This window comes from Parabacteroides sp. B2-S-102 (genome assembly GCF_023656665.1).
Classification (GTDB): Bacteria; Bacteroidota; Bacteroidia; order Bacteroidales; family Tannerellaceae; genus Parabacteroides; species Parabacteroides distasonis.
Genome location: NZ_JAMOKM010000001.1, coordinates 645,652 through 670,471 on the forward strand (window position 1 = coordinate 645,652; position 24,820 = coordinate 670,471).

General features: G+C 46.6%; 19 protein-coding genes. 3 read left to right on the forward strand and 16 right to left on the reverse strand.

Features of this window, described 5'->3' with window-relative positions; genetic code table 11:
• Window positions 1-10 precede the first annotated feature (10 nt).
• On the forward strand, window positions 11-1,969 hold the full coding sequence (locus NBH07_RS02750) for a biosynthetic peptidoglycan transglycosylase (RefSeq protein WP_156682658.1): 1,959 nt from the start codon (window positions 11-13) through the stop codon (window positions 1,967-1,969).
• On the opposite strand, the gene NBH07_RS02755 is transcribed toward NBH07_RS02750, so the two are convergent.
• The 8 genes from NBH07_RS02755 to NBH07_RS02790 all read right to left on the reverse strand — a co-directional run bounded on the left by NBH07_RS02755 (window position 1,920) and on the right by NBH07_RS02790 (window position 12,388).
• On the reverse strand, window positions 1,920-3,095 hold the full coding sequence (locus NBH07_RS02755) for a sensor histidine kinase (protein WP_009017429.1): 1,176 nt from the start codon (window positions 3,093-3,095) through the stop codon (window positions 1,920-1,922). The genes NBH07_RS02750 and NBH07_RS02755 overlap by 50 nt on opposite strands.
• Window positions 3,092-3,769, reverse strand: coding sequence for a response regulator transcription factor (locus NBH07_RS02760; protein WP_005857016.1), 678 nt, complete (start codon window positions 3,767-3,769; stop codon window positions 3,092-3,094). Before NBH07_RS02760 ends, NBH07_RS02755 begins: the two co-directional genes overlap by 4 nt.
• 230 nt (window positions 3,770-3,999) lie before the next feature.
• Window positions 4,000-7,125, reverse strand: a complete 3,126-nt coding sequence (locus tag NBH07_RS02765) for an efflux RND transporter permease subunit (RefSeq protein WP_009017428.1) — start codon at window positions 7,123-7,125, stop codon at window positions 4,000-4,002.
• A gap of 9 nt (window positions 7,126-7,134) precedes the next feature.
• On the reverse strand, window positions 7,135-8,220 hold the full coding sequence (locus NBH07_RS02770) for an efflux RND transporter periplasmic adaptor subunit (RefSeq protein WP_034526997.1): 1,086 nt from the start codon (window positions 8,218-8,220) through the stop codon (window positions 7,135-7,137).
• A 16-nt stretch (window positions 8,221-8,236) separates the two neighbouring features.
• Window positions 8,237-9,496 carry a TolC family protein gene (locus NBH07_RS02775; protein ID WP_008772185.1) on the reverse strand — a complete coding sequence of 420 codons (1,260 nt, stop codon included), beginning with the start codon at window positions 9,494-9,496 and terminating at the stop codon, window positions 8,237-8,239.
• 90 nt (window positions 9,497-9,586) lie between these two features.
• On the reverse strand, window positions 9,587-10,519 hold the full coding sequence (locus NBH07_RS02780) for a UDP-glucuronic acid decarboxylase family protein (RefSeq protein ID WP_009017427.1): 933 nt from the start codon (window positions 10,517-10,519) through the stop codon (window positions 9,587-9,589).
• 10 nt (window positions 10,520-10,529) lie between these two features.
• On the reverse strand, window positions 10,530-10,991 hold the full coding sequence (locus tag NBH07_RS02785; protein ID WP_005857026.1) for a septal ring lytic transglycosylase RlpA family protein: 462 nt from the start codon (window positions 10,989-10,991) through the stop codon (window positions 10,530-10,532).
• A gap of 17 nt (window positions 10,992-11,008) precedes the next feature.
• A complete protein-coding gene (locus NBH07_RS02790) occupies window positions 11,009-12,388 on the reverse strand; it encodes a cytochrome c peroxidase (protein WP_009017426.1) in 1,380 nt (459 codons plus the stop codon).
• 328 nt (window positions 12,389-12,716) lie between these two features.
• On the opposite strand from NBH07_RS02790, the gene NBH07_RS02795 reads away from it, so the two are divergent.
• Together NBH07_RS02795 and NBH07_RS02800 are read left to right on the forward strand one after the other, a co-directional pair.
• Entirely contained in the window at window positions 12,717-13,304 is a 588-nt protein-coding gene (locus NBH07_RS02795; RefSeq protein ID WP_005857030.1) for a LemA family protein, read from the forward strand.
• Window positions 13,305-13,318: 14 nt separating this feature from the next.
• Window positions 13,319-14,287, forward strand: coding sequence for a TPM domain-containing protein (locus NBH07_RS02800; protein ID WP_009017425.1), 969 nt, complete (start codon window positions 13,319-13,321; stop codon window positions 14,285-14,287).
• A gap of 72 nt (window positions 14,288-14,359) precedes the next feature.
• Here the strand turns inward: NBH07_RS02800 and NBH07_RS02805 are convergent, their stop codons facing one another.
• The 8 genes from NBH07_RS02805 to NBH07_RS02840 form a co-directional block, all read right to left on the reverse strand.
• Window positions 14,360-14,848: an NADH-quinone oxidoreductase subunit NuoE family protein gene (locus tag NBH07_RS02805; protein WP_005857033.1), complete on the reverse strand. Its 489-nt coding sequence runs from the start codon at window positions 14,846-14,848 to the stop codon at window positions 14,360-14,362.
• A gap of 3 nt (window positions 14,849-14,851) precedes the next feature.
• A complete protein-coding gene (locus NBH07_RS02810) occupies window positions 14,852-16,642 on the reverse strand; it encodes an NADH-dependent [FeFe] hydrogenase, group A6 (protein WP_009017424.1) in 1,791 nt (596 codons plus the stop codon).
• A gap of 14 nt (window positions 16,643-16,656) precedes the next feature.
• Window positions 16,657-18,447 carry an NADH-ubiquinone oxidoreductase-F iron-sulfur binding region domain-containing protein gene (locus NBH07_RS02815; RefSeq protein WP_009017423.1) on the reverse strand — a complete coding sequence of 597 codons (1,791 nt, stop codon included), beginning with the start codon at window positions 18,445-18,447 and terminating at the stop codon, window positions 16,657-16,659.
• A 21-nt stretch (window positions 18,448-18,468) separates the two neighbouring features.
• Window positions 18,469-18,867, reverse strand: coding sequence for a (2Fe-2S) ferredoxin domain-containing protein (locus NBH07_RS02820; protein ID WP_005857039.1), 399 nt, complete (start codon window positions 18,865-18,867; stop codon window positions 18,469-18,471).
• 74 nt (window positions 18,868-18,941) lie between these two features.
• Window positions 18,942-19,838: a serine O-acetyltransferase gene (locus NBH07_RS02825; protein ID WP_005857041.1), complete on the reverse strand. Its 897-nt coding sequence runs from the start codon at window positions 19,836-19,838 to the stop codon at window positions 18,942-18,944.
• Between the two features lie 2 nt (window positions 19,839-19,840).
• The gene (locus NBH07_RS02830; RefSeq protein ID WP_009017422.1) at window positions 19,841-22,003 is read right to left on the reverse strand and encodes a Kelch repeat-containing protein; all 2,163 of its coding nucleotides are present in this window, start codon (window positions 22,001-22,003) and stop codon (window positions 19,841-19,843) included.
• Window positions 22,004-22,015: 12 nt separating this feature from the next.
• On the reverse strand, window positions 22,016-22,972 hold the full coding sequence (locus NBH07_RS02835; protein WP_009017421.1) for a hypothetical protein: 957 nt from the start codon (window positions 22,970-22,972) through the stop codon (window positions 22,016-22,018).
• A gap of 41 nt (window positions 22,973-23,013) precedes the next feature.
• Entirely contained in the window at window positions 23,014-24,807 is a 1,794-nt protein-coding gene (locus NBH07_RS02840) for a serine/threonine-protein kinase (RefSeq protein ID WP_250833456.1), read from the reverse strand.
• Between the last annotated feature and the right edge of the window lie 13 nt (window positions 24,808-24,820).

Here is a 24,820-nt window from a genome sequence, read left to right on the forward strand (position 1 = left end):
ATAGATGAGCATGAATCAATCCCATAAAAGATCTTTTATAGCAGTTCTTATTTTTATTGGCTTTCTCTTGTTTATGGCATTTTGGGGCATCGACCTGATCTTAGGGGCGTATGCGGGACATAAATTGAGTAAACTTGCCGAAAGGCATCATCTTGACATACGCTATGATAAGATCCGGTTGGTGGGGCTGAGTACCGTACGTATGGAGGGATTGACCGTTATCCCGATTGATGCTGATACGTTGATACATGCGGACAGGCTTCAAGCGAAACTGGAGCTTGGCAGATTATTGCTACTTACCCCTTCCATAGAGAGTGTACAAGCGGATAATTTGCATATTCATTTTATTAAGAAGGGAGAGAGAGCTAATTTTGATTTCCTTTATAAACCATCGAATCACCCAGGTGAGCTGGAGGAAACAGCTGTAGATGATAAGGAACGGGATTACGCACGCAAGGCTGAACGCTCCCTTAGTCTCCTTTTCAATTTATTGCCCGGAAATGCCTTGGTACATGATTTATGTGTTTCTTATAGTAATAAAGGAGATGAACTAATACTAGAGATACCCGAACTCAATCTTACTAACAATCAATTCTCTACGCATATAAATAGCACGGAGAACGGAGTTCGTAGCGAATGGATTTGCGAAGGCTCTCTCTCTGATAAGGAGCGACTCGTGAAAGCCCGTCTCTACGCCGACGAGCATACGAAGATTCCTCTTCCTTTTCTGGAATATCGTTGGGGGGCATCGGTACGTTTCGACACCTTGGCCTTCGAGCTTAAGGGACCTAAAATAGAAGAAGACATACAATCCTTACTCGGAAGCGCCTATGTGAGCGGGCTTACCATCCACCAAGAGCGTATATCTCCGGACACGGTCTTACTGGATAAAGGCTCTATACACTTCCGGACAAACATCGGTAAGAACTATATCGAATTAGATAGCGTCAGTGATATCCGGTTTAATCATCTGGATTTCCATCCTTATCTGAAGATCGTTAAAGATACCAGTTGGCAAATCACGGCCTCTGTGAATAAAAGGGATTTCCCTGCGGATCAACTGTTCTCCTCCCTGCCTAAAGGCTTATTCTACAATCTGGAAGGCCTGAGAACAGAAGGTACCCTCTCCTATCATTTCCGATTGGATTTGGATTTCGGACAGGTAGACAGCTTGATCTTGGAATCTACTTTGAAAGCGAAGGACTTCCAGATCCTTGCCTATGGGAATACGGATTTGCGGAAGATGAATGAGCCATTTGAATATACCGTCTATGAGCAAGGCGAGCCGGTACGCTCTTTCGAGATCGGTCCGGCGAATCCCTCTTTCCGCCCGTTCAACGCCGTATCCCGTTATCTTCCTTTAGTGATCATGCAGAGTGAGGATGCCGGCTTCTTTTATCACAACGGTTTTATTCCAAGCGCTATCCGGGAATCGTTGATACAGGATATCAAGGAACGACGTTTCGCCCGTGGCGGCAGTACGCTTAGCATGCAATTGGTGAAGAATGTATTCTTGAGCCGTAACAAGACGATCGCCCGCAAGCTGGAGGAAATGTTAATCGTATGGCTGATCGAGAGCGATCATCTGACCTCTAAAGAGCGGATGTTTGAGGTTTATCTGAACATCGCCGAATGGGGCCCCATGATTTATGGAGCCGCCGAGGCCTCACGTTATTATTTCGCGAAGGAACCTTCCCAGTTAAACCTTGCCGAGTGCATTTTTATGGCCAGCATTATCCCCAAGCCCAAACAGGTCCGCTATTGCTTCGACGGGTTGCGGTTGAAGCCGTATTATGAGGATTTTTACAGGGTAATACTGGATCGCTTGGTAGATCGCGGACTTATATCTTCGGAAGAGGCGGTAGGGGTAACGCCGGAGTCTGTCGAAATAACAGGTCCGGCTAAGGAATACCTGACGGCTACCCAAAGTCGATCTCCACGCTCGTCCCAACCCCTAGATCAGAAATAATATTCACCTTCGCCCCATAGGTGCTCAATATGCGTAGCGAGAGGCTTAGCCCGACACCATGCCCGGCGTATTCCCGGGTATTGCTCGCCCTGTAAAAGGGTTGGAAGATTCGTTTCAATTCCTCGGGAGGAATGCCGATACCTCGGTCGGATATGGTCAAGACACTGCCTCGAAGCCGCATCTCTACCGATTTATCGTCCGAATACTTACAGGCGTTGCTCAAGATATTCTTGATCGCTATCTTCAATAAATAGGGATTGGCACTGATCATATAAGAGAAATTATCCGGGGAGAACGAGATCCGGGCCGAGGAGAACTGCATCAAGAAGTCCGCTAGGAAGATCGTCTCCATCGCGCTTTTCTGGATCTCCTTATCCCCGTGCGACAGGAACAGCAGGTGTTTGATCAATTGTATGATACGGCTCGTCTCCGTGGCGATACGTCTTAATGCCGCTTGGTATTCCTCCGGGGAGCGCTCTTTCAGCAGGCTGATCTCGCATTCGCCTTGAATGGCTGTCAGTGGATTGTTCAACTCATGCGAGGCGTTGCTGATAAACGCTTTCTCACTTTGGTAAGCAGCGTCGATCCGGTCTACCATCCGGGTCGCGTATAGTCTGCCGACAAAATAGATCAATACCGAGCTAACCAATATCAATCCCAGCAACAGCCAGCCGATCCGATGCTGGATATCCATCCCATACTGATTCCCGGAAAGGACAATCACGATGAAATTCCCCTCGTTGTCGGGATAATACAAAGCCGCTCCCATTTGCGTATCGTGCTTGAAGTGAACGATATCCTCTTGGTATAGAGATCTCACCTGCGTGGCGTCCAGATAACGGGACAGCACTTGGCGGGTCTCCAAGCTATCGGCGTTCAGCAATATCTCGGTAGCGACGGGAAGGGTTTCCTCGTAACGCTGTTGGATACGGGCATAGCTCTCGTCGTCGGTCTCGTCCTTCTCCCAATGCTTCTGTGCCGTGGCATAGGCTTTTTCCGTCAGGTAAGAATAGTACAGGCGAGAGATATAGCTCGTGGAAACCCAATAGAAGACAAGCGTCACGACGGCTATCACGCCTATGGTAATGGCCGAGTAAAAGAGAGCGATCTTGTTTCCTGTCTTCATGCTTCCATCATATAGCCCACACCCACCACGGTATGGATTAGCTTAGGTTCGAAGTCCTTGTCTATCTTCGTGCGCAAATAATTCACGTAAACATCGACCACGTTCGTATTGGTATCGAAATCCTTGTCCCAGACATTCTTTAGCAAGTTCATCCGGCTCAAGGCCGTTCCTTGGTTCTGTATGAAATATTCCAAGAGCCTATATTCCTTTACGGTCAAATCGATGACCTGCCCATTCCGTATAGCCCGATGGCTTGGAGGATCTAAGACCAGATCCCCGCACCGAAGAGCCATATGGACGGATTCGTTTCCCGATCGACGTAATAACGCCTTTATGCGGGCCTCGAGCTCTTGGAAGCTGAAAGGTTTTACCAGATAATCATCCGCCCCGGCATCCAGCCCGCTAACGATATCCTCGGTGGTTCCCAAGGCGGTCAGCATGATCACGGGGGCATGGTAACCGAACCGTTGCCGGTACTGTTTGCAAAGTTGCAGGCCATTCATCTTCGGCATTATAATATCCAGAATCAGCAATTGGAAATCGTTCTTCTGTGTCAGTTCCCAACCAGCGGCACCGTCATAAGCGACATATACCTCATGTCCGAACTCCCGCAAGCCTCTTTCTATAAAAGAGGCGATGTTTACCTCGTCTTCTACTAATAATATCTTCGCCATTGTATCGTATGTATTAATAAGAATGTCCATCATTAATAATGCGTACTTAGGGTGATGCTAATCGTATCACAGAGGTGAAACGTTCTTTTCACGGTTGTGATACGATCGTTTCACCTCTGTGATATGATCTTTTCACAGCCGTGAAAAGATCAGTAAGTATAATCCTTTCGCATAATAACTCCAGTCGCCCTCCCTAATAGTTCCGGACTTTCTTGCTACAAATATAGCAATTACAACCTACGTTGCACTAATTTACCGTTCTTATCGTAAAGCATTCGTCGATAAAAAGCCTCCACCATCAGCGGAAAGACAAAGAGGGTGAAGAACGTGGCCCCTATTAATCCGCCAATGATCACGATCGCCAAGGGACGCTGGCTTTCCGATCCGATACCGTGGCTCAAGGCGGCCGGAAGCAGGCCGATAGCGGCCATGGAGGCGGTCATTAATACGGAACGTACCCTTGATTTCACGCTCATCTTGATCGAATCTTCCAGAGGATGCCTCTCCCGCAGGTTATTCTTGATGTCCGATATCATGATCACGCCATTCTGTATACAGATACCGAAGAGGGCGATAAAGCCGATACCCGCTGAGATCGAGAAGTTGAAATTCGTGATTAATAGGGCCAAGATACCTCCGACAGCGGCGTAAGGCACGTTCAATAAGACCAGTCCGGCATCCCGGGCGTTGCCGAAAAGGACGAATAGGATCACGAAGATGATCGCTATACTTACGGGGACGACTTGGGCCAAGCGTTTGGTAGCCCGTTGTTGGTTCTCGAAATCTCCGGTCCATTTCAAGGTATAGCCTTCGGGGAGCTTTACCTGCCTCTCCACTTTCCGCTGGGCTTCAGCCACGGCGCTACCCATGTCGCGGCCCCGGACCGAGAATTTCACGGCGCAGAAACGAGCGTGGTTATCCCGGTAGATAATCAACGGGCCGGTAATCGTATGGATATCCGCCAGCTCGCGGATAGGAATCATGGAACCATCCTTTGCCGGAACCAGTATCTTGCCTATCTCATTCTCGCTACGGCGGAAAGCAGATTCGTAGCGGACCATGATATTGAACTTACGCTCGTCCTCATAAAGCAGGGAGGCGCTCTTACCTCCTATCGCCATCTCGATAATGGATTGTACATCCTCCTTGGCCACGCCGTAGCGGGCTAAACGAGACTCGTTCAACTCGATCCGTAGCTCCGGCTGGCCGATATTCCGGATAACGCCCAGATCCTCGATACCGTCTACGGTCTCCAAGACCTTGAAAACCTCTACCGCCTTTTTCTCCGACTCGTATAGATCCTTACCGAAGACTTTCACGGCGATGGAACCTTTCACGCCGCTGGCCGCTTCCTCTACATTGTCCGAGATAGGCTGCGAGAAGTTAAAATCCACGCCCGGATAGATCGCCAGATCCTCTTGCATCTTCTCGATCAGGCCCGCTTTCGAGCGTTCGCTTTCCCACTCTTTCTCTGGATATATATCCACATGGAACTCGATGTTGTAGAAACCTGTCGCGTCCGTGCCATCGTTCGGTCGGCCGGTTTGCGATAAGACTTGACGAACCTCCGGATAAGCCGCCAACTTCCGGCGCATCTGGTTGGCCAACGTAACGGATTCATCCAAAGATATACTTTGCGGTAAGGTCGCACGGATATAAATAGAGCCCTCGTTCAGTTGCGGGAGAAACTCGCTGCCCAACAAGGTGAAGCACCAGATACCTACGGCGGCTACCAGCGTGGCGAACGTGATCGTCCGCTTCTTACGGGCGTGACACCAGTCGAAAATACCGATCGACTTCCGATTGATCCACGCAAGGAACGGATTATGTTTCTCACGCACCTCTTTCTTTAATAGCATGGAAGAGAGGACGGGTACCAATGTCAACGTAAAGATCAACGCTCCCAACAAGGCGAACCCCAAGGTATAAGCGAGCGGGCTGAACATCTTTCCTTCCACCTTCTGGAAAGAGAAGATCGGGACCAAGGCTGTGATGATAATCAGCTTAGAGAAGAAAACCGCTTTCGCACGGTCCTTCGCCGTATGACGGATAATACCCATCTTACTCATCAAATTGAAAGCGGGCATACCTACTTCACGGGCTTTCCGGTCCAATGCCACGAAAAGCCCCTCCACCATCACGACGGCGCCATCGATAATAATACCGAAGTCGATCGCTCCCATAGATAAGAGGTTGGCGCTCATCCCCATCGCCCGGAGACAAATAAAGGCGAAGAGGAGTGCCAACGGGATAATGATCGACACGATTACCGTCGTACGCCAGTCCGCCATGAAGATTAATACGATGAAAGTTACCAGCAGAATACCTTCCGCCAGATTATGTGTTACGGTCTTGACCGCCAGATCTACCAGATTCTCACGATCGTAGAACGATACGATTCGCACGTCTTCCGGCAAGGCGTTTTGTTGGATATCCTTGATCTTATCCTTCAAGGCGGCGATTACCTCGCCGGGGTTCTCCCCTTTTCGCATGACAACGATGCCTTGTACGACATCATCTTCCTCCATGCGGCCCACTTGCCCTAGGCGGGGAAGACTGGATTCGTGTACGGTAGCCAAGTGCTTGACAAGGATTGGCGTGCCATTGATATTTTTTACGACGATGTTCTCGATCTCTTTTACATCGTTAATCAAGCCGATACCCCGCACGACATAGGCTTGCGAGCTTTTCGTGATCACGTCGCCGCCTACGTTGATATTACTTTTTGCGATAGCGTCATAAAGTTCCAAGGTCGTTACCCCGTAACTGATCAGTTGATTCGGGTTGACGCTAACCTCGAAAGTCTTTACTTCTCCTCCGAAGCTGACGATATCCGCTACACCGGGTACGGCCCGCAACTTCCGCTCGATCACCCAATCCTGCAAGGTCTTCAATTCCCGGACGGAACGCTTATCGCTACGTAATGTATAGCGGAAGATCTCGCCGGTCGGACCATATAAGGGCTGCACTTCCGGCGTGACCCCTTCCGGCAGGTCGGCGTCGTTCAAGAGATTATAAACTTGCTGACGGGCGAAGAAATCATCCACCTTATCTTCGAACATCACGTTGATGACGGAAAGACCGAAAAGGGTCGTGCTCCGGATATCCGTCTTTTTCTGTACCGGGTTCATGGCGATCTCGATCGGGATCGTGATAAACTTCTCGATCTCCTCGGCGCTCCTGCCCGGCCATTGGGTGATAATCGTCACCTTCGTATTCGTCACATCCGGAAACGCATCGATCGGCGTATGGATAAAGCTGGTGATACCGGCGATTACGGCGATCGTGGTACAGAAGAAGATAAAGAATTTGTTCCGGAGGGAGAACGTTATGATATTATCTATGAATGTATGCATATCGTCCGGTTACTTTAATTCGTTATACACCAAGAGAGCGTTCCGATCTACGATCCGATCCCCATCCTTCAAGCCGGATCGCAGGTAACAGAACTTCTCGGTTTGCTTATACACCGAGATCTCACGCATTTGCAAATATCCCTCCTTCGAGACATAGACAACGTATTCTTTGCCATCCTCGAAAATAACGGCATGGGCGTTTACGCAAGGCATACTTTCTCCTTTTACCGCGCTCTGTACATATACGTTCGTAAACATTCCGGGTTTAAGCATATACTTCTCGTTCCTTAATTTGACTCTTACGCTCATGGTCTTACTTTCTCGGTCTAGCATATGATAGACCTTATCGATCGTTCCCGTAAACTCCATATCCTTATAGGCCAAAGTGGTGATACGAACGGTAGCCCCCTCTTTTACCTTGCTGATATCTCCCTCATAGACATCGGCCATCACCCAGACATCGTCGAGACCGGAAATGGTAAACATCTCCTCCCCTTGATCGGAACGGATCTGCATATCCCGGTTTATATTCTTATCGATGATAAAGCCGGAGACCGGCGCTTTCACCACATAGGTAGATGGGTCTGTTATGTTATAAATGGAATACATTTCTTGAATACGTTTGGTCTCGGCATCGGCATCGGCTTGCTCTTGCTGGGCTTGCAGGAAGTCCCGGTCGGAAGCCATACCGCTCCGGGCCATATCTTGGGTAGCCTCCAAGTTACGGTTAGCGATAGCCAGTTGATGCTCGGCCTCCTTTCGCTGCTTGTCGATATCAGCGATCTCGCCGCTCCGGATCACTGCTAGGACATCTCCTTTCCCTACGTAATCGCCAACTTCCGCATGAACGGAGGTGACATTTCCACCAAACATCGGATACACATGGGCCACTCGCTCCGGATTGAAACTGACACGGCCATTGAGCAACAACTCGTTGGTTAATGGTGTGTCACGAACCGTATCCAGTGTTATAATCTCCTGTAAACTGTCATTTAATAGTAAAGGTTCCCGGGTATCGACCGAGGTGGTCGCCTGTTTCCCGCAGGAACATACCAAGGGTACTAAAAGGATGCATGTGATTAGATGCTTATTCATATCGTTTGATTTGCTTTTAATAGTTGAATACATGGCTACCCGTTACGGTATTTACCTCCTCCAAGGCCAGTAACACTTCTTTTTGAGTTTGGTAAAGTCGCAAGCAGGTTGTTTTGTAGGTCTCATAATAATCGATAAACTCAAGGAGACTGATATTCCGTTTTTGGAAATTCAAGTTCACGCCTTCGATAATCAAGGCGAAATCCTTCTCCAATCCATAGTTTGAGGAACGATAAAGCTGAATCGCCTTTTCCAATCGGGCATAGCTGGTGAATAACTCATTCTCGGCTTGTCGACGGGCGTATTCTTCCTTATGGGCCTTTTGAGCGACGGATATTTTCGCCGCCCTGATATTCCCTTGATTCCGGTTAAATATAGGGAGAGAGACGCTCAAGCCGATCGCCCAATAATCATTGATAAAGTTACCCGCCTTATCATACGTACCCTTTACGCTCACTTCCGGGAAAGCGAGGGAACGTTGTAATCTCACGTCCGCCTCCGAAGCCTTGACGCTTGCTTGCGCCAACTTAAGATCCGGACGTTCGTATAATAAAGAGGTCAATTCAGAGAAAGGAACGGAGTCCATATCGATCTGGTTCAACACAGACTCATCGAATATCGGCTCGAAGGTATCATTGCCGGATATTCCTAGTAAAAGCCGCATGTCTCCTTGAAGGGAGATAACTTGGTTGGCGATATCATTCCGCTCTTGCCGTAAAGAGAGTAATAGGGCCTCGATACGGGACTTCTCTAATAAAGAAACATTCCCTTTCTCATTCTGCTCCTTGAGAACCACCAACAGATGAGCCAATGAATCAATCTCACGATCGTAAATAGATTGGGATTTCCGGGTGAAATAAAGCGCTATGAATTTCTCCTTCAACTCGCTCCGGAGGGTTCTCAATACCTCTTCGAATTGGTAAAGGGCCATTTCCTTATTGATTTTCTCCAAACGGACACGTTTGTTTCGCTGACCGGCAATATAGATCAACTGTTCCACCTCTACGATCGTTTCCCCTTGTTTCCCGAAATCAAAGTAACGTCCGTTCAACCGGTTATAAACATTTTGCTCCAAAGAGACCACGGGATTCTCGAAAAGTTTGGCCTGTACTACTTGGGCCTCGGCTATATCGATATTATACCGTTCGGCTATCACTTCCAGATTGTGTTCAGAGAAACGTTGCTCGGACTCTTTCAAGGAGAGGGAGACAACAGAGGCTTTCGCCCCAGAGAAAAGAAGAGATAAAAAAAGTAAAAGAGTGACTCGTCTGTCCATTTGCGTTAAATTTTACGCAAAGGTAGAAGTCACTCTTTTATCGCTTATGAATATTTAGTTAGAATACTCTTAGGCCAAATTAGAAATTTATTAGAGAGATTTAAAGTATAATATTGTTTTCTTTAATCCTTCCTCCAAACAAACCGTAGGTTCCCACCCATCTAATTTCTCTTTGGCCAATGTAATATCGGGCTTACGTTGCTTGGGATCGTCTCCCGGCAACGGGCGGTATACGATCTTAGAGGAGGAGTTTGTCAAACGGATCACGATCTTGGCCAACTCGTTCATCGAGAACTCTCCCGGATTTCCGATATTTACCGGGCCGGTAAAATCATCCGAGGTATTCATCATGCGAATCATCCCCTCGATCAAATCGTCTACATATTGGAAACTACGAGTTTGGTTTCCATCCCCATAAATCGTAATGTCCTTATTTTGTAATGCCTGTATAATGAAATTAGAGACGACACGGCCATCGTTCGTACTCATATTAGGCCCATACGTATTAAAGATGCGGATGATTTTAATGCGAACCTTGTTTTGGCGATGATAATCCATAAATAAGGTCTCAGCGCAACGCTTGCCCTCGTCATAACAAGAGCGAGGCCCTATCGGGTTGACATTTCCCCAATAGCTTTCCGGCTGCGGGTGTATCATGGGATCTCCATACACCTCACTGGTAGATGCTTGTAATATCTTAGCGTTCACCCGTTTTGCCAGACCTAACATATTGACCGCTCCTAACACGGATGTCTTGATCGTCTGTATCGGATCTATTTGATAATAAACTGGGGATGCGGGACATGCCAAATTATAAATCTCATCGACCTCGGCTTGGAACGGTATAGAAACATCATGCCTGATCAACTCGAAATGTGGATTTTTCAGCAGAGGAATCACATTCTCCTTACTTCCCGTAAAATAGTTATCCAGACAAATTACTTCATTTCCTTCTTCTAAAAGACGGGCACATAAATGAGAACCGATAAAGCCGGCGCCCCCGGTGATAAGTATTTGCTTCATTATATTAAATTTATTTCGTGAATTTCACCCTATAAGGTGGATCCGGACGTAAATAATCTATATCCAGATAAGGAATCTTAGGATAGATCAAGTCCAGATAGCGGAGGTCTAAGGGGCCGGGAACGACTTCTATCCGTACCTTAGCGACACCTTTATCGATAAAATCCAATATCTCGGCGGCGCTCGCTGATACATCAATGATTCGTTTTCTATAACGAGGTCCACGATCCGTCACGCATACAATGGTACTTTTCATATTCTCCAAGTTCGTGACTCTTAAAAAAGTACCAAAAGGATACGTACGATGCGCGGCGACTAATTCTTCTTTATCATGAACCCTTCCACTGGATGATTTCCTGCCGTGGAAACGATGATGGTAATACGAAGCAAGTCCTTCCTCCTGTGCCCATATTCCTTCTCCACACTTAACTGCGGCAAATATAAGTAATATGTAGAACAAGCGGAAGGACATGTACCTTTTTTAATCAATTATTGAAGCATTTTTCCATTATATTCTCCGTTCAAAGTCCTTAGAAAAACAACGATTTTTTCAACTTCTACATCATTGATCTCCTTTCCGATCTGGAACTCATGCATGATACGGATCGCATCCTCTACAGAGGCTACCGTTCCGTCGTGCATGTACGGATAAGTCAGCATCACGTTACGAAGTGTCGGGGTTTTGAACTTATGACGATCGGATTCTTTCTTAGTCACGGCATAGCGTCCGTTATCACCGTCCGTCAACCCTGTATTCCGGTAATCGAAATAGCTGTTCTTGATACCCATGAACTCGTAAGATTGACCACCGACATTTACACCAACGTGGCAAGTAGCGCATTTATTGTCCTTGAATAGTTGATAGCCCTCTAATTCTTCCGCTGTAAGCGCGTTTTTATCTCCCATCAAGTATTTGTCGAAACGACTCGGCGTAAGCAAGGTCTTCTCAAATTCAGCGATAGCGTCCGTGATCGTAGATTGAGAATAACCTTCCGGATACACTTCCGTGAATTTCTTCGTGAAATCCTTATCTTGCGCTAAAGCCTCGCAAATCTGGTCGAATGAGGTACAACCCATTTCCACTGGGTTCAATGGAGGACCAGCCGCTTGCTCTTTTAGGTCTGCCGCACGTCCGTCCCAAAATTGAACGAAATTAAGCGCCGCATTATATACGGTCGGAGCGTTAACACCACCGAACTGTCCATTAATACCTTCCGAATATTGCTTACGGTCTACACCACCTGTGTTCAATCCGTGGCAAGTAGCGCAAGAGATCGTATTGTCCGCAGACAAACGAGTATCATGATACAGGGCAAAACCCAACTCTACCTTCGCCGGATCTGTAGGCAAGCTCTTCATTAGAGGCTGAAGAGGCTCATTCTTAAATTCTTCCGCTACGGTTTCGGTCGTGAAACGATCTTTACGGACATTCTTCGCCCATGAAATGATCACCGCTTTCTCATTGTCGTCAAGGCTGGTTCCCCAGTGCATCGGCATATGGGAATACTTAGCCGGGGGCATAGAGCCGCTTAGGGCCGTATTCTCCACCTTCGCCAAATCAACCTCTGAAACGGGCTGCCCGTTCTCCAAGGCTTCCACCATAGCAGTCAAGTCCACATAGTGAACGGCCTCCTTCATGTCTGCCTGTACTACGGGACCGATCAACGGTAAATTACCGTAAAATGGCAGAGGCGCATTTTCAGAGTGGCAGGCCAAACAGTCGTTTTCCCGCAGGATAGAGGCCACTTGCTTACCTTCATTGTCGGCAAATTTCTTGTATTCGGAAGAACCGCACGAGGTAACCGCAAAGGCTAAAGCGCAGAGTCCTACCGGTAATGCCGTCATTTTAGCATAAATTGTTTTACGCATAACTATATTTATTTAGATTTATTAAGTGCAAATATAGAACAATTCACTTACATGTACCCTAAAAGCCTTGGATTTCATTGATCAGTTTTATCTATGGGAAGATAAATAGAATCTATGCGGTAGGCTTCCATCCGCAGCATCACGGCAAGCTCTTTCCTATAATGCCCAGTATGAGGTCCTAACAATGGGCAATATAAGGATGTTACAATGCCCATTATAAGCAGCTAACAATCGCAGTTATAAGCAGCCGCCAATCGCTATGTGGATAATCCGATTTTTTTATATAGCTTTGCCTCATTATGTATAATCAATAAATTATAAGGCAAAGATGTTTAAGAACAAAGTTGTATGGATTATCATCGCTATCGTAGCGATATTATTCTTTTGGGTGAAAGGCGTGTATAATAATATGGTAACTCAAGACGAAGGCGTGAAAACCGCATGGAGTCAAGTTGAGAACCAATATCAACGCCGTATGGATTTGATCCCGAATCTGGTAAATACGGTAAAAGGATACGCCGCACATGAGAAAGAGACTTTAGAAGGTGTGGTCAACGCTCGTGCCGAGGCGACGAAGACTACGATTGATCCTTCTAACCTTACTGAGGAATCCTTGAAGAAATTCCAGTCCGCACAGGGTGAGTTAGGAAATGCCCTCTCCCGTTTGATGCTTGTTTTAGAGCGTTATCCAGACTTAAAAGCGAATCAAAACTTTATGGAGCTTCAAGCGCAATTGGAAGGGACCGAAAATCGTATTTCGGTAGAGCGTAAACGTTTTAACGAGGTAGCTCAGTCTTATAATACCTATATTCGCCAATTCCCGAACAATATTTTGTCCGGAATGTTCGGCTTCCAATCGAAAGCTTATTTCGCCGCTGAATCCGGTGCGGAAAAGGCTCCTAAGGTAGAATTCTAATAGCCATTCGCTGAATGAGTGAGATAAAGAATATAAGATCTAGGCGCAAGTGTCCGGTAAGCCTTTTATGGATCAGTTTATTGCTGGTTGGTTTTGCCTCCTCTATTTTCGCGGCAAAGGATTATTCGATCGAGACCATTCCGAACGTACGTCTTTCCAACTGGTTGAACCATGTCAGTAATCCGGATGGTATCATTACCCCGGATGACGCGGCACGTATCAATCAATTATTAAATGTAGTGGAAGATAGTCTCGGTATCGAGGTAGCTGTCGTTGCCGTGAATAGCATCGGGGATCAGGATGCCCGGATGTTCGCCACGGATCTATTCAAACATTGGGGATTGGGACAAAAGAGCAAGGATAATGGTTTATTGATCCAGTTGGTGACGGAACCTTCCCAACGTTCGGTCGTTTTCGAGACGGGATATGGTATCGAGGGTGTCCTCCCCGATGCGATTTGCTACCGGCTTCAGCAACGGTATATGATGCCCGATCTAAAGGCCGGGGATTATAGTGCCGGCATGTTGAAAGGAGTCATGGCGGTGACCAAGTATTTAATGTCCAGCGACTATGAACGGGCAGGCATGACTGGCAACCGCACTTCTTCCTCGTCCGATGATGATTTTATGTGGATATTCGTGGTGGGGATTATCGGGATGATCGGCTTCTCTGCGTTTATCGCATACTTGAAGTATCGTCCGAAGGTATGCCCCCGTTGTGGAAAGAAAACCTTTGTGTATATGGGGCAGCAAGTGATCCGGGAAGCGACTCGTTTCTCGGAAGGTCTGGCCGAAGATGTATACCGCTGTAAGAGTTGCGGGTATACAGAGAAGAAAAATCGTACCATCGACCGCATACACCGAGGTGGTAGCGGCCCTATTATTATGGGTGGCGGTGGTGGCTTCGGAGGTTTTAGCGGCGGCGGTGGCGGCTCTTGGGGAGGTGGAAGCTCCGGGGGAGGTGGTTCGATCAGTCGTTTCTGAAAATACGATTACTTGCGTTATTTTATACAAGCGGTCACGTAAAACCTACGTGACCGCTTGTGTTTTTATATCCTATTGTTCTTTCAGATAGTAGTCGGAAAGTATATCCCGTACCTTCTCGGGAGTAACCCTTCCATAGACCTTCCCGCCGATCATGACCACCGGAGCCAATCCGCAAGCACCGACACAGCGTAAGCAATCCAAGGAGAACAAACCGTCCGGTGTAGTCTCTCCTACCTTTATTTCCAATTGACGTTGCATTTCTTCCAGAACATTTTCTGCGCCACGCACGTAACAGGCCGTTCCCAGACAAACCGAGATGGGGTATTTCCCCTTGGGGGTCATCGTAAAGAATGAGTAAAAAGTAACTACGCCATATACCCTTGAGACCGGGATATTCAATTCGGCGGCGATAACCTGTTGGACTTCCGGTGGTAAATATCCGAACAAGCCTTGGGCGGCGTGCAAGATATTGATCAACTCCCCGGGATCGTTGTTGCGTTCAGCGCATATCGCATGTAGCTCCGCTACTTTTGTTTTAGGCAAATGTATCTCATTCATGGCTTATTTACTTTTTTCGGTTTCTATATACATACCGATTACTTCCTTACGGTCTATGTAATGGGTATGCAGTAATTTATGGGCTTTCGGTCCGCAAGGCTCTCCCAAATACTCGCTGTATAATTGCTGGATGTACGGATTCTCATGGCTCTTGCGAAGCGGTTTGTTGGCGTCTTCCCGGTAAAGGGCGGCGGCACGCCGGCGAAGTACCTCCATACGGCCTCGGTGGAACGGTTGTCCGCCACCGCCGATACATCCTCCCGGACAAGCCATCACCTCGATCGCATGATAAGGAGAGGTACCGTTCTTCACCTCCTCGATCAATTTGCGGGCATTCCCCAGACCATGAGCGATACCGATCTTTACCGGAGTCCCATTAAAATCGATCGTAGCGCTACGAATACCTTCCAGCCCGCGTAACTCCTCGAAGTCCACTTTATCCAGATTTTTCTTCGTATATAATTCATAAGCTGTACGGCAAGCGGCCTCGATAACACCGCCGGTAGTACCGAAGATCACGCTCGCTCCGGTAGATTCACCCAACGGGCGATCGAACTCACCATCCGGCAGTTCATTGAAATCTATATTCGCATAACGGATTAAACGGGCTAACTCACGGGTATATATCGAATAATCTACATCGGGATTACCTTCCACGCTAAACTCCGGGCGGCTAGCCTCATACTTCTTCGCCAAACAAGGCATGATAGATACGACTACCAAATCCTTACGGTCCACTCCCAACTTCTCGGCGAAATAACTCTTGGCGATCGCTCCGAACATTTGCTGCGGGCTCTTGGCTGTAGATAAATGATCCCGTAACTCGGGGAAATGTTGTTCCACAAAGCTAACCCAACCCGGACAACAGCTCGTCATTAACGGTATTTTCACCTCTTTGTCTCCATTCAGGTAACTACCTAGGCGATGTAATAATTCCGTTCCCTCTTCCATAATGGTCAAGTCGGCGGCAAAGTCCGTATCGAATACATAATCAAAACCCAATTGACGCAAAGCTGAAACCATCTTGCCTGTAACCAATGTACCCGGCTCATACCCGAAATCACGTCCCAACGCTGTGCGAACCGCCGGCGCTGTCTGGGCGATAACAATTTTAGTAGGATCGGCCAAAGCGTCCAAGACCGGCTGTTGCGTATTACGTCCGCTAAGCGCATTTACAGGACAGACGGATACGCATTGTCCACAATAAGAACAGGTACTTCCGGCCATATCCCGTTCGAAAGCTGTCGATACGGCCGCGTTAAATCCACGGTTCACGGCAGTCAAGGCGCCAACTGTCTGTATCGTATTACACATGGTCTCACAGCGGCGGCACATGATACATTTGTTCATGTTCCGCACAATGGAAGGGGAACGGTCTATCGTAAATGTGGACATCTCTCCCTTATACCGGATCTCACGGATTCCTAAGTCATGTGCGATCTTTTGTAACTCGCAATGTCCGTTGCTGCTACATGTCAGACATTCCGCCGGATGATTCGAGAGGATCAGCTCCATCACCGTCCTACGGGCATTCATCACCCGGGGGGTATGTGTCCGTACGACCATACCTTCCGTACATTCCATCTTACAGGATGGGGCTAGATTTCTACGTCCCTCGATCTCTACGACACAAATACGGCAAGCTCCCGGATTATTCTCGTAGTGCAAGTCCTCCAGTTTCATATAACAGAGTGTCGGGATGTGGATACCTACACTTTTTGCCGCATCTAAAATGGTGGTTCCTTTCGGCACTTCCACCTCTTTATTATCTATGATTAATTGAATTGTTTCCATGCTTATAAATAAATTTAGTGGACATAAATCGCTCCGAACTTACACTTCTCCATACAGGTACCGCAACGGATACAAGCTTGCGGATCGATAATATGAGGAATTTTCCGTCCACCTGTAATCGCGTGCACCGGACAAACACGGGCACAGAGCGTACATCCTTTACATTTCTCCGGATTGATGAAATATTGAGTAAGTTCCCGGCATTGATGAGACGGACAACGATGCTCCCGGACATGCGCCAGATATTCATCGTAGAAATTATCCATCGTAGATAAAACCGGATTCGGAGAAGTCTGTCCCAAGCCGCATAAAGCGGTATCCTTAATCACCATCGCCAGATTCCTTAGACGGGTCAAATCCTCTTCGGCTCCGTTTCCACTCGTAATTTTCTGCAATATCTCATGTAAGCGTTTATTACCGATACGGCACGGTGCGCATTTACCGCAAGATTCCTCGACCGTAAAGTCCAGATAGAACTTAGCCATGGCTACCATACAATCATCCTCGTCCATGACGATCATACCTCCGGAACCCATCATGGAACCAGCGGCAAGCAAATTATCATAATCGATAGGAAGATCAAGATGCTTTTCTGTCAAGCAACCTCCTGACGGGCCACCGGTTTGCACAGCCTTAAACTTCTTTCCATCCTTGATACCTCCCCCAATTCCAAAGATAACCTCACGCAAAGTCGTACCCATAGGAACCTCGATCAGCCCCACATTGTTTACCTTTCCAGCCAAGGCGAACACCTTTGTTCCTTTGCTTTTCTCCGTTCCGATACTACTGAACCATTTAGCGCCTCTTAACAAGATCACCGGGATATTCGCGTAAGTCTCTACGTTATTTACATTGGTCGGACAACCTTTATACCCGTGTTCACTAGGGAACGGCGGCTTTACGGTAGCCTCGCCTCGCAAACCTTCCATACTGTGGATCAAAGCAGTCTCCTCTCCACAAACAAAAGCTCCGGCACCGTACCGGATCTCGATATCGAATGAGAAATCAGTCCCAAATATATTCTTGCCCAGCAATCCATATTCTTTCGCTTGCCGTATGGCGATTTTCAAACGTTCCACGGCTAGCGGATATTCGGCACGGATATATACCAAACCTTTGCTAGCTCCCGTACAATATCCATTAATCGCCATAGCCTCCACAATCGAATGCGGGTCGCCCTCCAATATGGAGCGATCCATAAAAGCGCCCGGGTCGCCCTCGTCCGCATTGCAAACCACGTATTTTTGAGGTGCTTGTACCTTACGGGTAATCTGCCATTTCAAACCTGTGGGGAAACCACCGCCCCCACGACCCCGTAAACCGCTATCCATGATTTCCTTGATTACTTCCTCGGGAGTCATTTCCACAAGGGCTTTTCCTAACGCTACATAGCCGTCACGAGCGATATACTCATCGATATTCTCAGGGTTGATAAAGCCACAATTTCGAAGGGCGATTCGTAGCTGTTTCTTATAGAATCCGATATGCTTGGAGTCCGGAACCAGCTCACGGGTCTCCGGATTCATATAAAGTAACCGTTCCACTTTACGGCCTTTTACCAAATGCTCCCGTACGATCTCGTCCGCATCCGATGGTTGAACTTGTACGTAAAAAGTGTTATCGGGGATCATCTTAACCACCGGACCCTTCTCGCAGAAACCGAAGCATCCGGTACGGATCACTTGTGTGTCCTCTAATCCGTATTGCTCGACGGCGGCTCTCAGATTCTCGATGATCTGCTCGCTTTGTGATGCACGGCAACCTGTGCCACCGCACACCAATATATAATTCGTGTATTGTGCCATTTATGTAAGATATTAAATTTCTTATTCGGGTTTTACGGTGGTGTAAGTTACAGGAATGATACCGTCTACCAAGATACCCTTACGGATATACTTATCTATGATCTCTTCTACTTTTGCCTTATCAACATAACCGAATACCAACGGCTCCTGACCCGGAAGCTTGATTTCGATAGTCGGTTCCGCATAACAATAGCCCATGCATCCGGTTTGAGTTACCAACGCATCGATTTTCTGCCGGTCTAAAACCTCGATAAAATAACTCATTATCTCCTTGGCTCCGGCAGCTATACCGCAAGTGGCCATAGAAACCTTAATTTGCACGAGCTGATCAGGGGTATTGCTTTTTTCACGCAGATCCAAAGACGCACGAAGAGATTCACGCATTTTCTTGAGATCATCTAATGTCTTTACTTTGTTCATGGTCATATTCTATTATTTAAGGAAAACACCGTAATGTCATTTGCACAAACATACGGAATCTCTTTCAAATAATATCATATTTCCGTGAATTTTTCTTCGACACGTGATTGAGATATCTTGGAATTGGGAGGTACACTATGGGTGAGCCAGATGTTACCCCCGATAATAGATCCTCGGCCAATAGTGATCCGTCCTAATATGGATGCGTTGGAATAAATGGTCACATAATCCTCGATGATCGGATGACGGGGTAAATCTATCGGAAGTCCTTCCTCGTCCAGCGTAAAACTCTTGGCTCCTAACGTCACACCTTGATAAAGGCGGACATGGTTTCCGATAATGGCGGTTTGTCCCACGACAATACCCGTTCCATGATCGATACTGAAATATTCTCCGATCTGCGCCCCGGGATGAATGTCGATCCCGGTTTGCGAGTGTGCCATTTCCGTAATGATACGCGGGAGTACCGGTACGCCTAGCTCGAATAATTCATGAGCGACCCGTTGATGTAAAAGCGCGTAGACCGCCGGATAACAGAATATAATCTCACTCACGCTCTTGGCTGCCGGATCACCATCCAAGATGGCCTTTACATCGGTGGACAGTAAATATTTGATATGAGGAATCCGGTTAATAAAAGCGATCGAGATCTCGGAAGCCCGGTCCTTGGAATCACAACAACGCTCTACCTCAAAACAAAGTCCATTATATATTTGCTCTTGCAAGAGATCATAGATCTTTTCCAAATAGACTCCCGTATAATATTGGATAGAGCCTAATTGAGCCTCTTGTTCCGTACCAAAGAATCCGGGGAAGATAACCGTACGTAATAGGCGCATGATCTCATGCAACGTAGCGACTGAAGGCGATGGCTTCTGATGCAACGGGATATATTTGTATTCCGGTAGATCAGGAGCCGACAGCCGTTCTACGTTCTTCTGTATCTGTTCTAAAATCGCTGTTCTATTCATCTTTAATTATCCCAAGTAGGATCGTAACTGATTAATGAGTTAGAGGCATTGCCCAAACCGATATAGATATAATTATCCAAGACATACATGCAATGTACAGACCTGTTAGCCGCTGGTAACTGGGATTTCTGGCTCCAGTTCTGAGAGTCCGGATCATAGCGCCAAATATAACCGTCCCCGTCTACGCCATATACGTAATTACCATAAGCGATAGCACATAAAAGCATCCTTCCGGGGAACGAAGCCTCCTTTTCCCAAGCTACAGCGTTCTTGTCTGTAGACCAAAACTGTGTCGTATATTCCAAAGAAGGATCCGCTTTATTAATAATCCCCAGTCCGGCATATATACGGTCACCAATTACAACGGATATTCCGCCGTATTGTTTAATCGGGAAATTAGATTTCTTGCTCCAAACGAAAGCGCTCGGTTCATAAGTCCAGACTTCATCGATTAGTTCGTTACCTCTACGTCCACCTATGAGGAACGCCTGATCTTCCATTCTGCAACATGCCGCCCGATACATACCTTTAGGCCGTTGCTGGTCTGTTTGTACGGCACTCCAAGAATTATCGGACGTGGAGTATACATATAAACTGTCACATATCTTTCCCGTGTTATCTAAACCACCAAAAGTCCATAGGCCAAATCCGATACTGAAACATGCTTGGCCCGATAATTTCTCAGGCTGAGACCTTAAGGGCAACCATTCTTTCTTAGAGGTCATATATCCCCAAAACTCATCGGTGTATTCCCTACCCGTGTCACCGCCTAATAAGAATCCCGTGCTATTAGCCAAGGTACAGAAAGAGGTAGATCCCGGTATCCGGAAAGCTCCCTCAAACCTTGCCCCTGCTCCAAATATATCCGGAGTTTGGAAGCGAACTTCCTCTCCGTAAGCGATACCATTCTTATTTTTAGCGTAAGCCCTTAAATAATAGCTCGTGCCTCCTCTCAATTCCTTTATCGTACCCGTAAACGCTTGTGTACCGGAAGAAAGAGCTACCGCTCCTTCACAATTACCAAAGGCCGGACTAGGACTAGTTCCCCAACATACACCGGCCTCTGTAACCGGTGAGGCACCTTCGGCTAAGACCTCTCCTCCTACCCATGCGGTACCGTTTTTAATAGTAGACACCTCCTTCGTATTGACTGTAGGCAACTCACTTTCCAGAATCGTATGGATACCTTCGCCTGCGCTATAGGTAGTACCTAAAGCGTTTGTCGCATAAGCACGTACGTAATACCCTTTCTGCTGTTGCATATCATAGATTTTCCCGGCAAATTCTCCGATACCCGCTCCGCAAATAATCGTATCCCCATTTTCTATTGTCGGCGATTTATCAGCACTAAAGCAGAAACCACATGCCGTGATCGGAGAATCTCCCTCGCTTATTATTTCCATGGAGAACTCCGCATAGGTAAACTCTGTCGCTATTTTCTTGAATTTGTTATCATCTAATACAGGACGACCATTCGTGGTCTTAAAGGTCTCGACTTTCGCCCCGTTATACTCACCATATTTACTTTTTGCGTAAGCTCTAACGTAATAGGTAGTTTCCGGTTTTAAATCGGAGATCGTACAATAGAACGAATCGGCTTCCATGTCTATACGAATCGTAGAGTCGGATGCTGAAGGCTCCGGATTCAGCATTAAGTAAATACCCCTTTCCTCGATTTCGGCTTCCCCTTGTTTGGTTATCATACCTCCACATTGAACGGAGGTAGACATCACGTTGACTGGCAATAAGGTCTTAACGCTTCCTAATCCATCTTTCGTCTTAAAAGGTAAAATCTCTCCATAAGCGGTATCTACCGCATTGATCGCATAGGCCCGGATATAGTAATCCAGATCATTGGTTAAGCCCTCGATCGTAGCCTCATATTTTACCTTACGCTTGGATACGGCTTTTTTATTTTTCTCTATCACAGTAAAGGTAGATTCCGTGCTCCAACAAAAACCGGCCTCTGTCACGGGAGCGCCGTTTTCTTGCAAGACCTCCCCCGATACTGTCACGGAACTAGCCGTGGACTTCAATATCTCGTCTGTCTTAACAGACGGTTTTTTAGCGTTTCGAATGCCACCATCTATATCCGGATCATTCACGCATCCGGCCATTAATAAAGCCGCAAATAGAATAGAGAAGAGTGAGTATATATGTTTCATAAATAATCAATATTAAAAGAATACACCTAAGCCAGCGTTTAGATCCAAGTACTTAAAATTAACCGTATTGCATCCAACGCTAATAAATACAGAGTTCGTTATTTTCATCATCACGTCAACCTCGGCAGCGACCCCTTTGTATGAGGAATCAATATTCCGGCACCATACCTCTCGTGTACTATCGTAGTTTTCATAGGAATGGGTCGTGAACGAATGTAGTAAAGCTCTTTCACCATATCCCAAACCAACGGAGGCATATAACCACGGAAAGCATTTTACGATTAAACCGGCCGTTCCGGCTATGCTATTTGTCTTCGAGGATTTACCTGTATTAAGCTCATAAGATTCCCCTTCCGAATTAGAGAACTTAATAATCTGCCCTTGGTTATTACATTCGTCCGTATAATTCATAAAAGACATATTCGTCTTGAAACGGACATACCAACCGAAGCGTTGCCCCATACCTCCTACCGTGATTCCATAAGGAGATTCGATCGAATACGAGTATCCCGCGAAAAACTCCATTCGTTTCTTAGGGGATACCGCCGCGGAATCTATCGGTTGGGCCTCCGGTTCCGCCGGCTTTAACAACATCTCTTGGTATTCTTTCCAATAGGTTGCTAGCTCCTCACTTTTAGGGGTTCCGATACCTTCCGAATAATAAATGATTAATTTAGAGATGGCATCCGGATCATCTTCCGTAGCTTTGACCGTCAGGCAGTTTAAACATTTATTCATCAAGCTACGCATGGAAGGCCGCATTCGCTCGTTGGAAAGCCAAATCGTAGTCAGCTGATCAATACTGTATGCGTCGCATTGCGATACGCCTTCCTCGTACCACATTTTAGCGTCACTATAATCAAGACGTTTCATCGCTTCATCTCCCTTACGGTTGTATTCCGTACGCTGTTGCGCCAGCAGTCCGAGGGGAAATACCGCACATATCATCAATATCCAAAGTCTTTTCATATAATAGGTAAATACATGTTTAGTTGTTCATAATATTACAATCAATAATAAGTAAGGCCTTCGCTAATCAATGATCCGTCAGAATTATAAATATCAAACAAATTGTCTTCCCGTTCGAATGCCCGGCCGTTATCCGCGATACCGACACTTAGGTATTTGCAAGGAATACGTTCCTCGGCTTTCGAATCGATCGCCCCGTATCTGTTATTTGACTTCTTACGTACGATCTTATATCGTCCGAAAGCCATTTTCTCCTCATACAGGGCCTTTTTGTCCGCTATACGTTTCTCCTCGGTTTTCTCATCGCAAGCGATGATCAACCGGACTACCTCTTCCGTAAGTTTCGTATCCTTTGCTTCCGACAAATCTTTCTTAGCTCCCGAATAATCAGCTTTGGCCATTTTTTCCTTACCGGAGGCGATTAACGAGTTATATTTCTCATTCATCTCATTTTCCGATGGCTGATCCGGGAGAACATTCTCTTCTATCGTATGCTCTGTTTCCATAGGTCGTTTCTCTTCCACTTGAGGCTCTTGTTTCTCCGCTTCCTTTATCTCAGAGATAGGAGGTTCCGTATGTAGAACTGGGTGATCTGGCATTTCTACTTCTTTTGAGACATTACTATCCGGCTCCACAGCTGAAGGTAAATCAATACTCTCGACAACCTCTTTTGTGGGCCTATTGCTATGCACTAAAAGAGCCGTAGCGGATCCTACAACGACAAATATAGCGATTCCGATAGGAATTATTCTCTTTTTGGAATTATTCTTTTCTGTTATTGGCTCCACGGCAGGTGGATTAGCCACATTGACAACAGTCTCTTCATCATCCGATCCTACTAATTTAGAATCTACAGGTGATGAATAAACCACCGTTGTTTCCTCATTCACAATCTCGGGAGATGGACTTGGGACAACCTGAACTTCCTTTTCCGCTTGAGAAAAATCCAAAGACGCCAACATCTCGCCCACCGTCTCAAAGCGATCCGCAGGAATGATTTGCATCGCTTTTATGATAACAGCCTCTGTTTTCGGGCTGATCGCCGCATTGATTTCAGAGGGGGTTCGCAAAGGACGTGCGGCACGTAGTATAGATTCCGTAGGGATTGTTCCCGTTAACAGATTATACATCGTGGCTCCCAAAGAATAAATATCCGGACGGGGCGAGAACACTTGTGTTCCTTCGTTATCGTATTGCTCTATGGATGCGAATCCTTTAGAAAGGGTTAACATCGTAGTGCTGGTCTCTTCCTGCTCGATATCGTAACGTTTGCTGACTCCGAAATCGATCAAGCGGGCGTTCCCGTTCTTATCGATCAAGATATTGCTAGGCTTGATATCCAGATGCAAGATACTCTTATCATGAACGAATTGTAACGCCTCGCCAATTTGCCGTACATATTTAAGGACCGTAGCTTCGGGCAATATCCCGTTTTTCTCAAGCATATATTTTAGCGAGAAGCCGGAAATATACTCCATGGCAATATAAGCCGTATTGTTTTCCTCGAAAACCTCCAACACGTTTACGATATAGGGATGGTGAACTTCCGATAGGATCTTTGCCTCTTTGATCAGTTTTTCCTTGAACTTGTTAAATAAGACCTTTCCCGTCTCCGAATGTACTTTTACGGCTTGGGAACCGGGTTCTCTATAACAATAATCCTTGAAGAAATATTCCTTGACACAGATAGGGACCTCCGTCTTTACGGTACCTAAAGATCCTTTAACCTCTGTGTACCAAACTCCTCTGTAGGTTATGCCAAAACCACCTTGACCAACCACATGAGTAAGTCTGTATTTTCCGTTTTGAAGAAGATGTCCGTCTGGCAGATTCATAACCTTGAATAAT

What these genes read in the sequence shown, in the direction of transcription:
- NBH07_RS02750 (WP_156682658.1), top strand. Translation starts at nt 11, where the DNA reads ATGAATCAATCCCATAAAAGATCTTTTATAGCAGTTCTTATTTTTATT.
- NBH07_RS02755 (WP_009017429.1), bottom strand. Translation starts at nt 3,095, where the DNA reads ATGAAGACAGGAAACAAGATCGCTCTCTTTTACTCGGCCATTACCATA.
- NBH07_RS02760 (WP_005857016.1), bottom strand. Translation starts at nt 3,769, where the DNA reads ATGGCGAAGATATTATTAGTAGAAGACGAGGTAAACATCGCCTCTTTT.
- NBH07_RS02765 (WP_009017428.1), bottom strand. Translation starts at nt 7,125, where the DNA reads ATGCATACATTCATAGATAATATCATAACGTTCTCCCTCCGGAACAAA.
- NBH07_RS02770 (WP_034526997.1), bottom strand. Translation starts at nt 8,220, where the DNA reads ATGAATAAGCATCTAATCACATGCATCCTTTTAGTACCCTTGGTATGT.
- NBH07_RS02775 (WP_008772185.1), bottom strand. Translation starts at nt 9,496, where the DNA reads ATGGACAGACGAGTCACTCTTTTACTTTTTTTATCTCTTCTTTTCTCT.
- NBH07_RS02780 (WP_009017427.1), bottom strand. Translation starts at nt 10,519, where the DNA reads ATGAAGCAAATACTTATCACCGGGGGCGCCGGCTTTATCGGTTCTCAT.
- NBH07_RS02785 (WP_005857026.1), bottom strand. Translation starts at nt 10,991, where the DNA reads ATGTCCTTCCGCTTGTTCTACATATTACTTATATTTGCCGCAGTTAAG.
- NBH07_RS02790 (WP_009017426.1), bottom strand. Translation starts at nt 12,388, where the DNA reads ATGCGTAAAACAATTTATGCTAAAATGACGGCATTACCGGTAGGACTC.
- NBH07_RS02795 (WP_005857030.1), top strand. Translation starts at nt 12,717, where the DNA reads ATGTTTAAGAACAAAGTTGTATGGATTATCATCGCTATCGTAGCGATA.
- NBH07_RS02800 (WP_009017425.1), top strand. Translation starts at nt 13,319, where the DNA reads ATGAGTGAGATAAAGAATATAAGATCTAGGCGCAAGTGTCCGGTAAGC.
- NBH07_RS02805 (WP_005857033.1), bottom strand. Translation starts at nt 14,848, where the DNA reads ATGAATGAGATACATTTGCCTAAAACAAAAGTAGCGGAGCTACATGCG.
- NBH07_RS02810 (WP_009017424.1), bottom strand. Translation starts at nt 16,642, where the DNA reads ATGGAAACAATTCAATTAATCATAGATAATAAAGAGGTGGAAGTGCCG.
- NBH07_RS02815 (WP_009017423.1), bottom strand. Translation starts at nt 18,447, where the DNA reads ATGGCACAATACACGAATTATATATTGGTGTGCGGTGGCACAGGTTGC.
- NBH07_RS02820 (WP_005857039.1), bottom strand. Translation starts at nt 18,867, where the DNA reads ATGAACAAAGTAAAGACATTAGATGATCTCAAGAAAATGCGTGAATCT.
- NBH07_RS02825 (WP_005857041.1), bottom strand. Translation starts at nt 19,838, where the DNA reads ATGAATAGAACAGCGATTTTAGAACAGATACAGAAGAACGTAGAACGG.
- NBH07_RS02830 (WP_009017422.1), bottom strand. Translation starts at nt 22,003, where the DNA reads ATGAAACATATATACTCACTCTTCTCTATTCTATTTGCGGCTTTATTA.
- NBH07_RS02835 (WP_009017421.1), bottom strand. Translation starts at nt 22,972, where the DNA reads ATGAAAAGACTTTGGATATTGATGATATGTGCGGTATTTCCCCTCGGA.
- NBH07_RS02840 (WP_250833456.1), bottom strand. Translation starts at nt 24,807, where the DNA reads ATGAATCTGCCAGACGGACATCTTCTTCAAAACGGAAAATACAGACTT.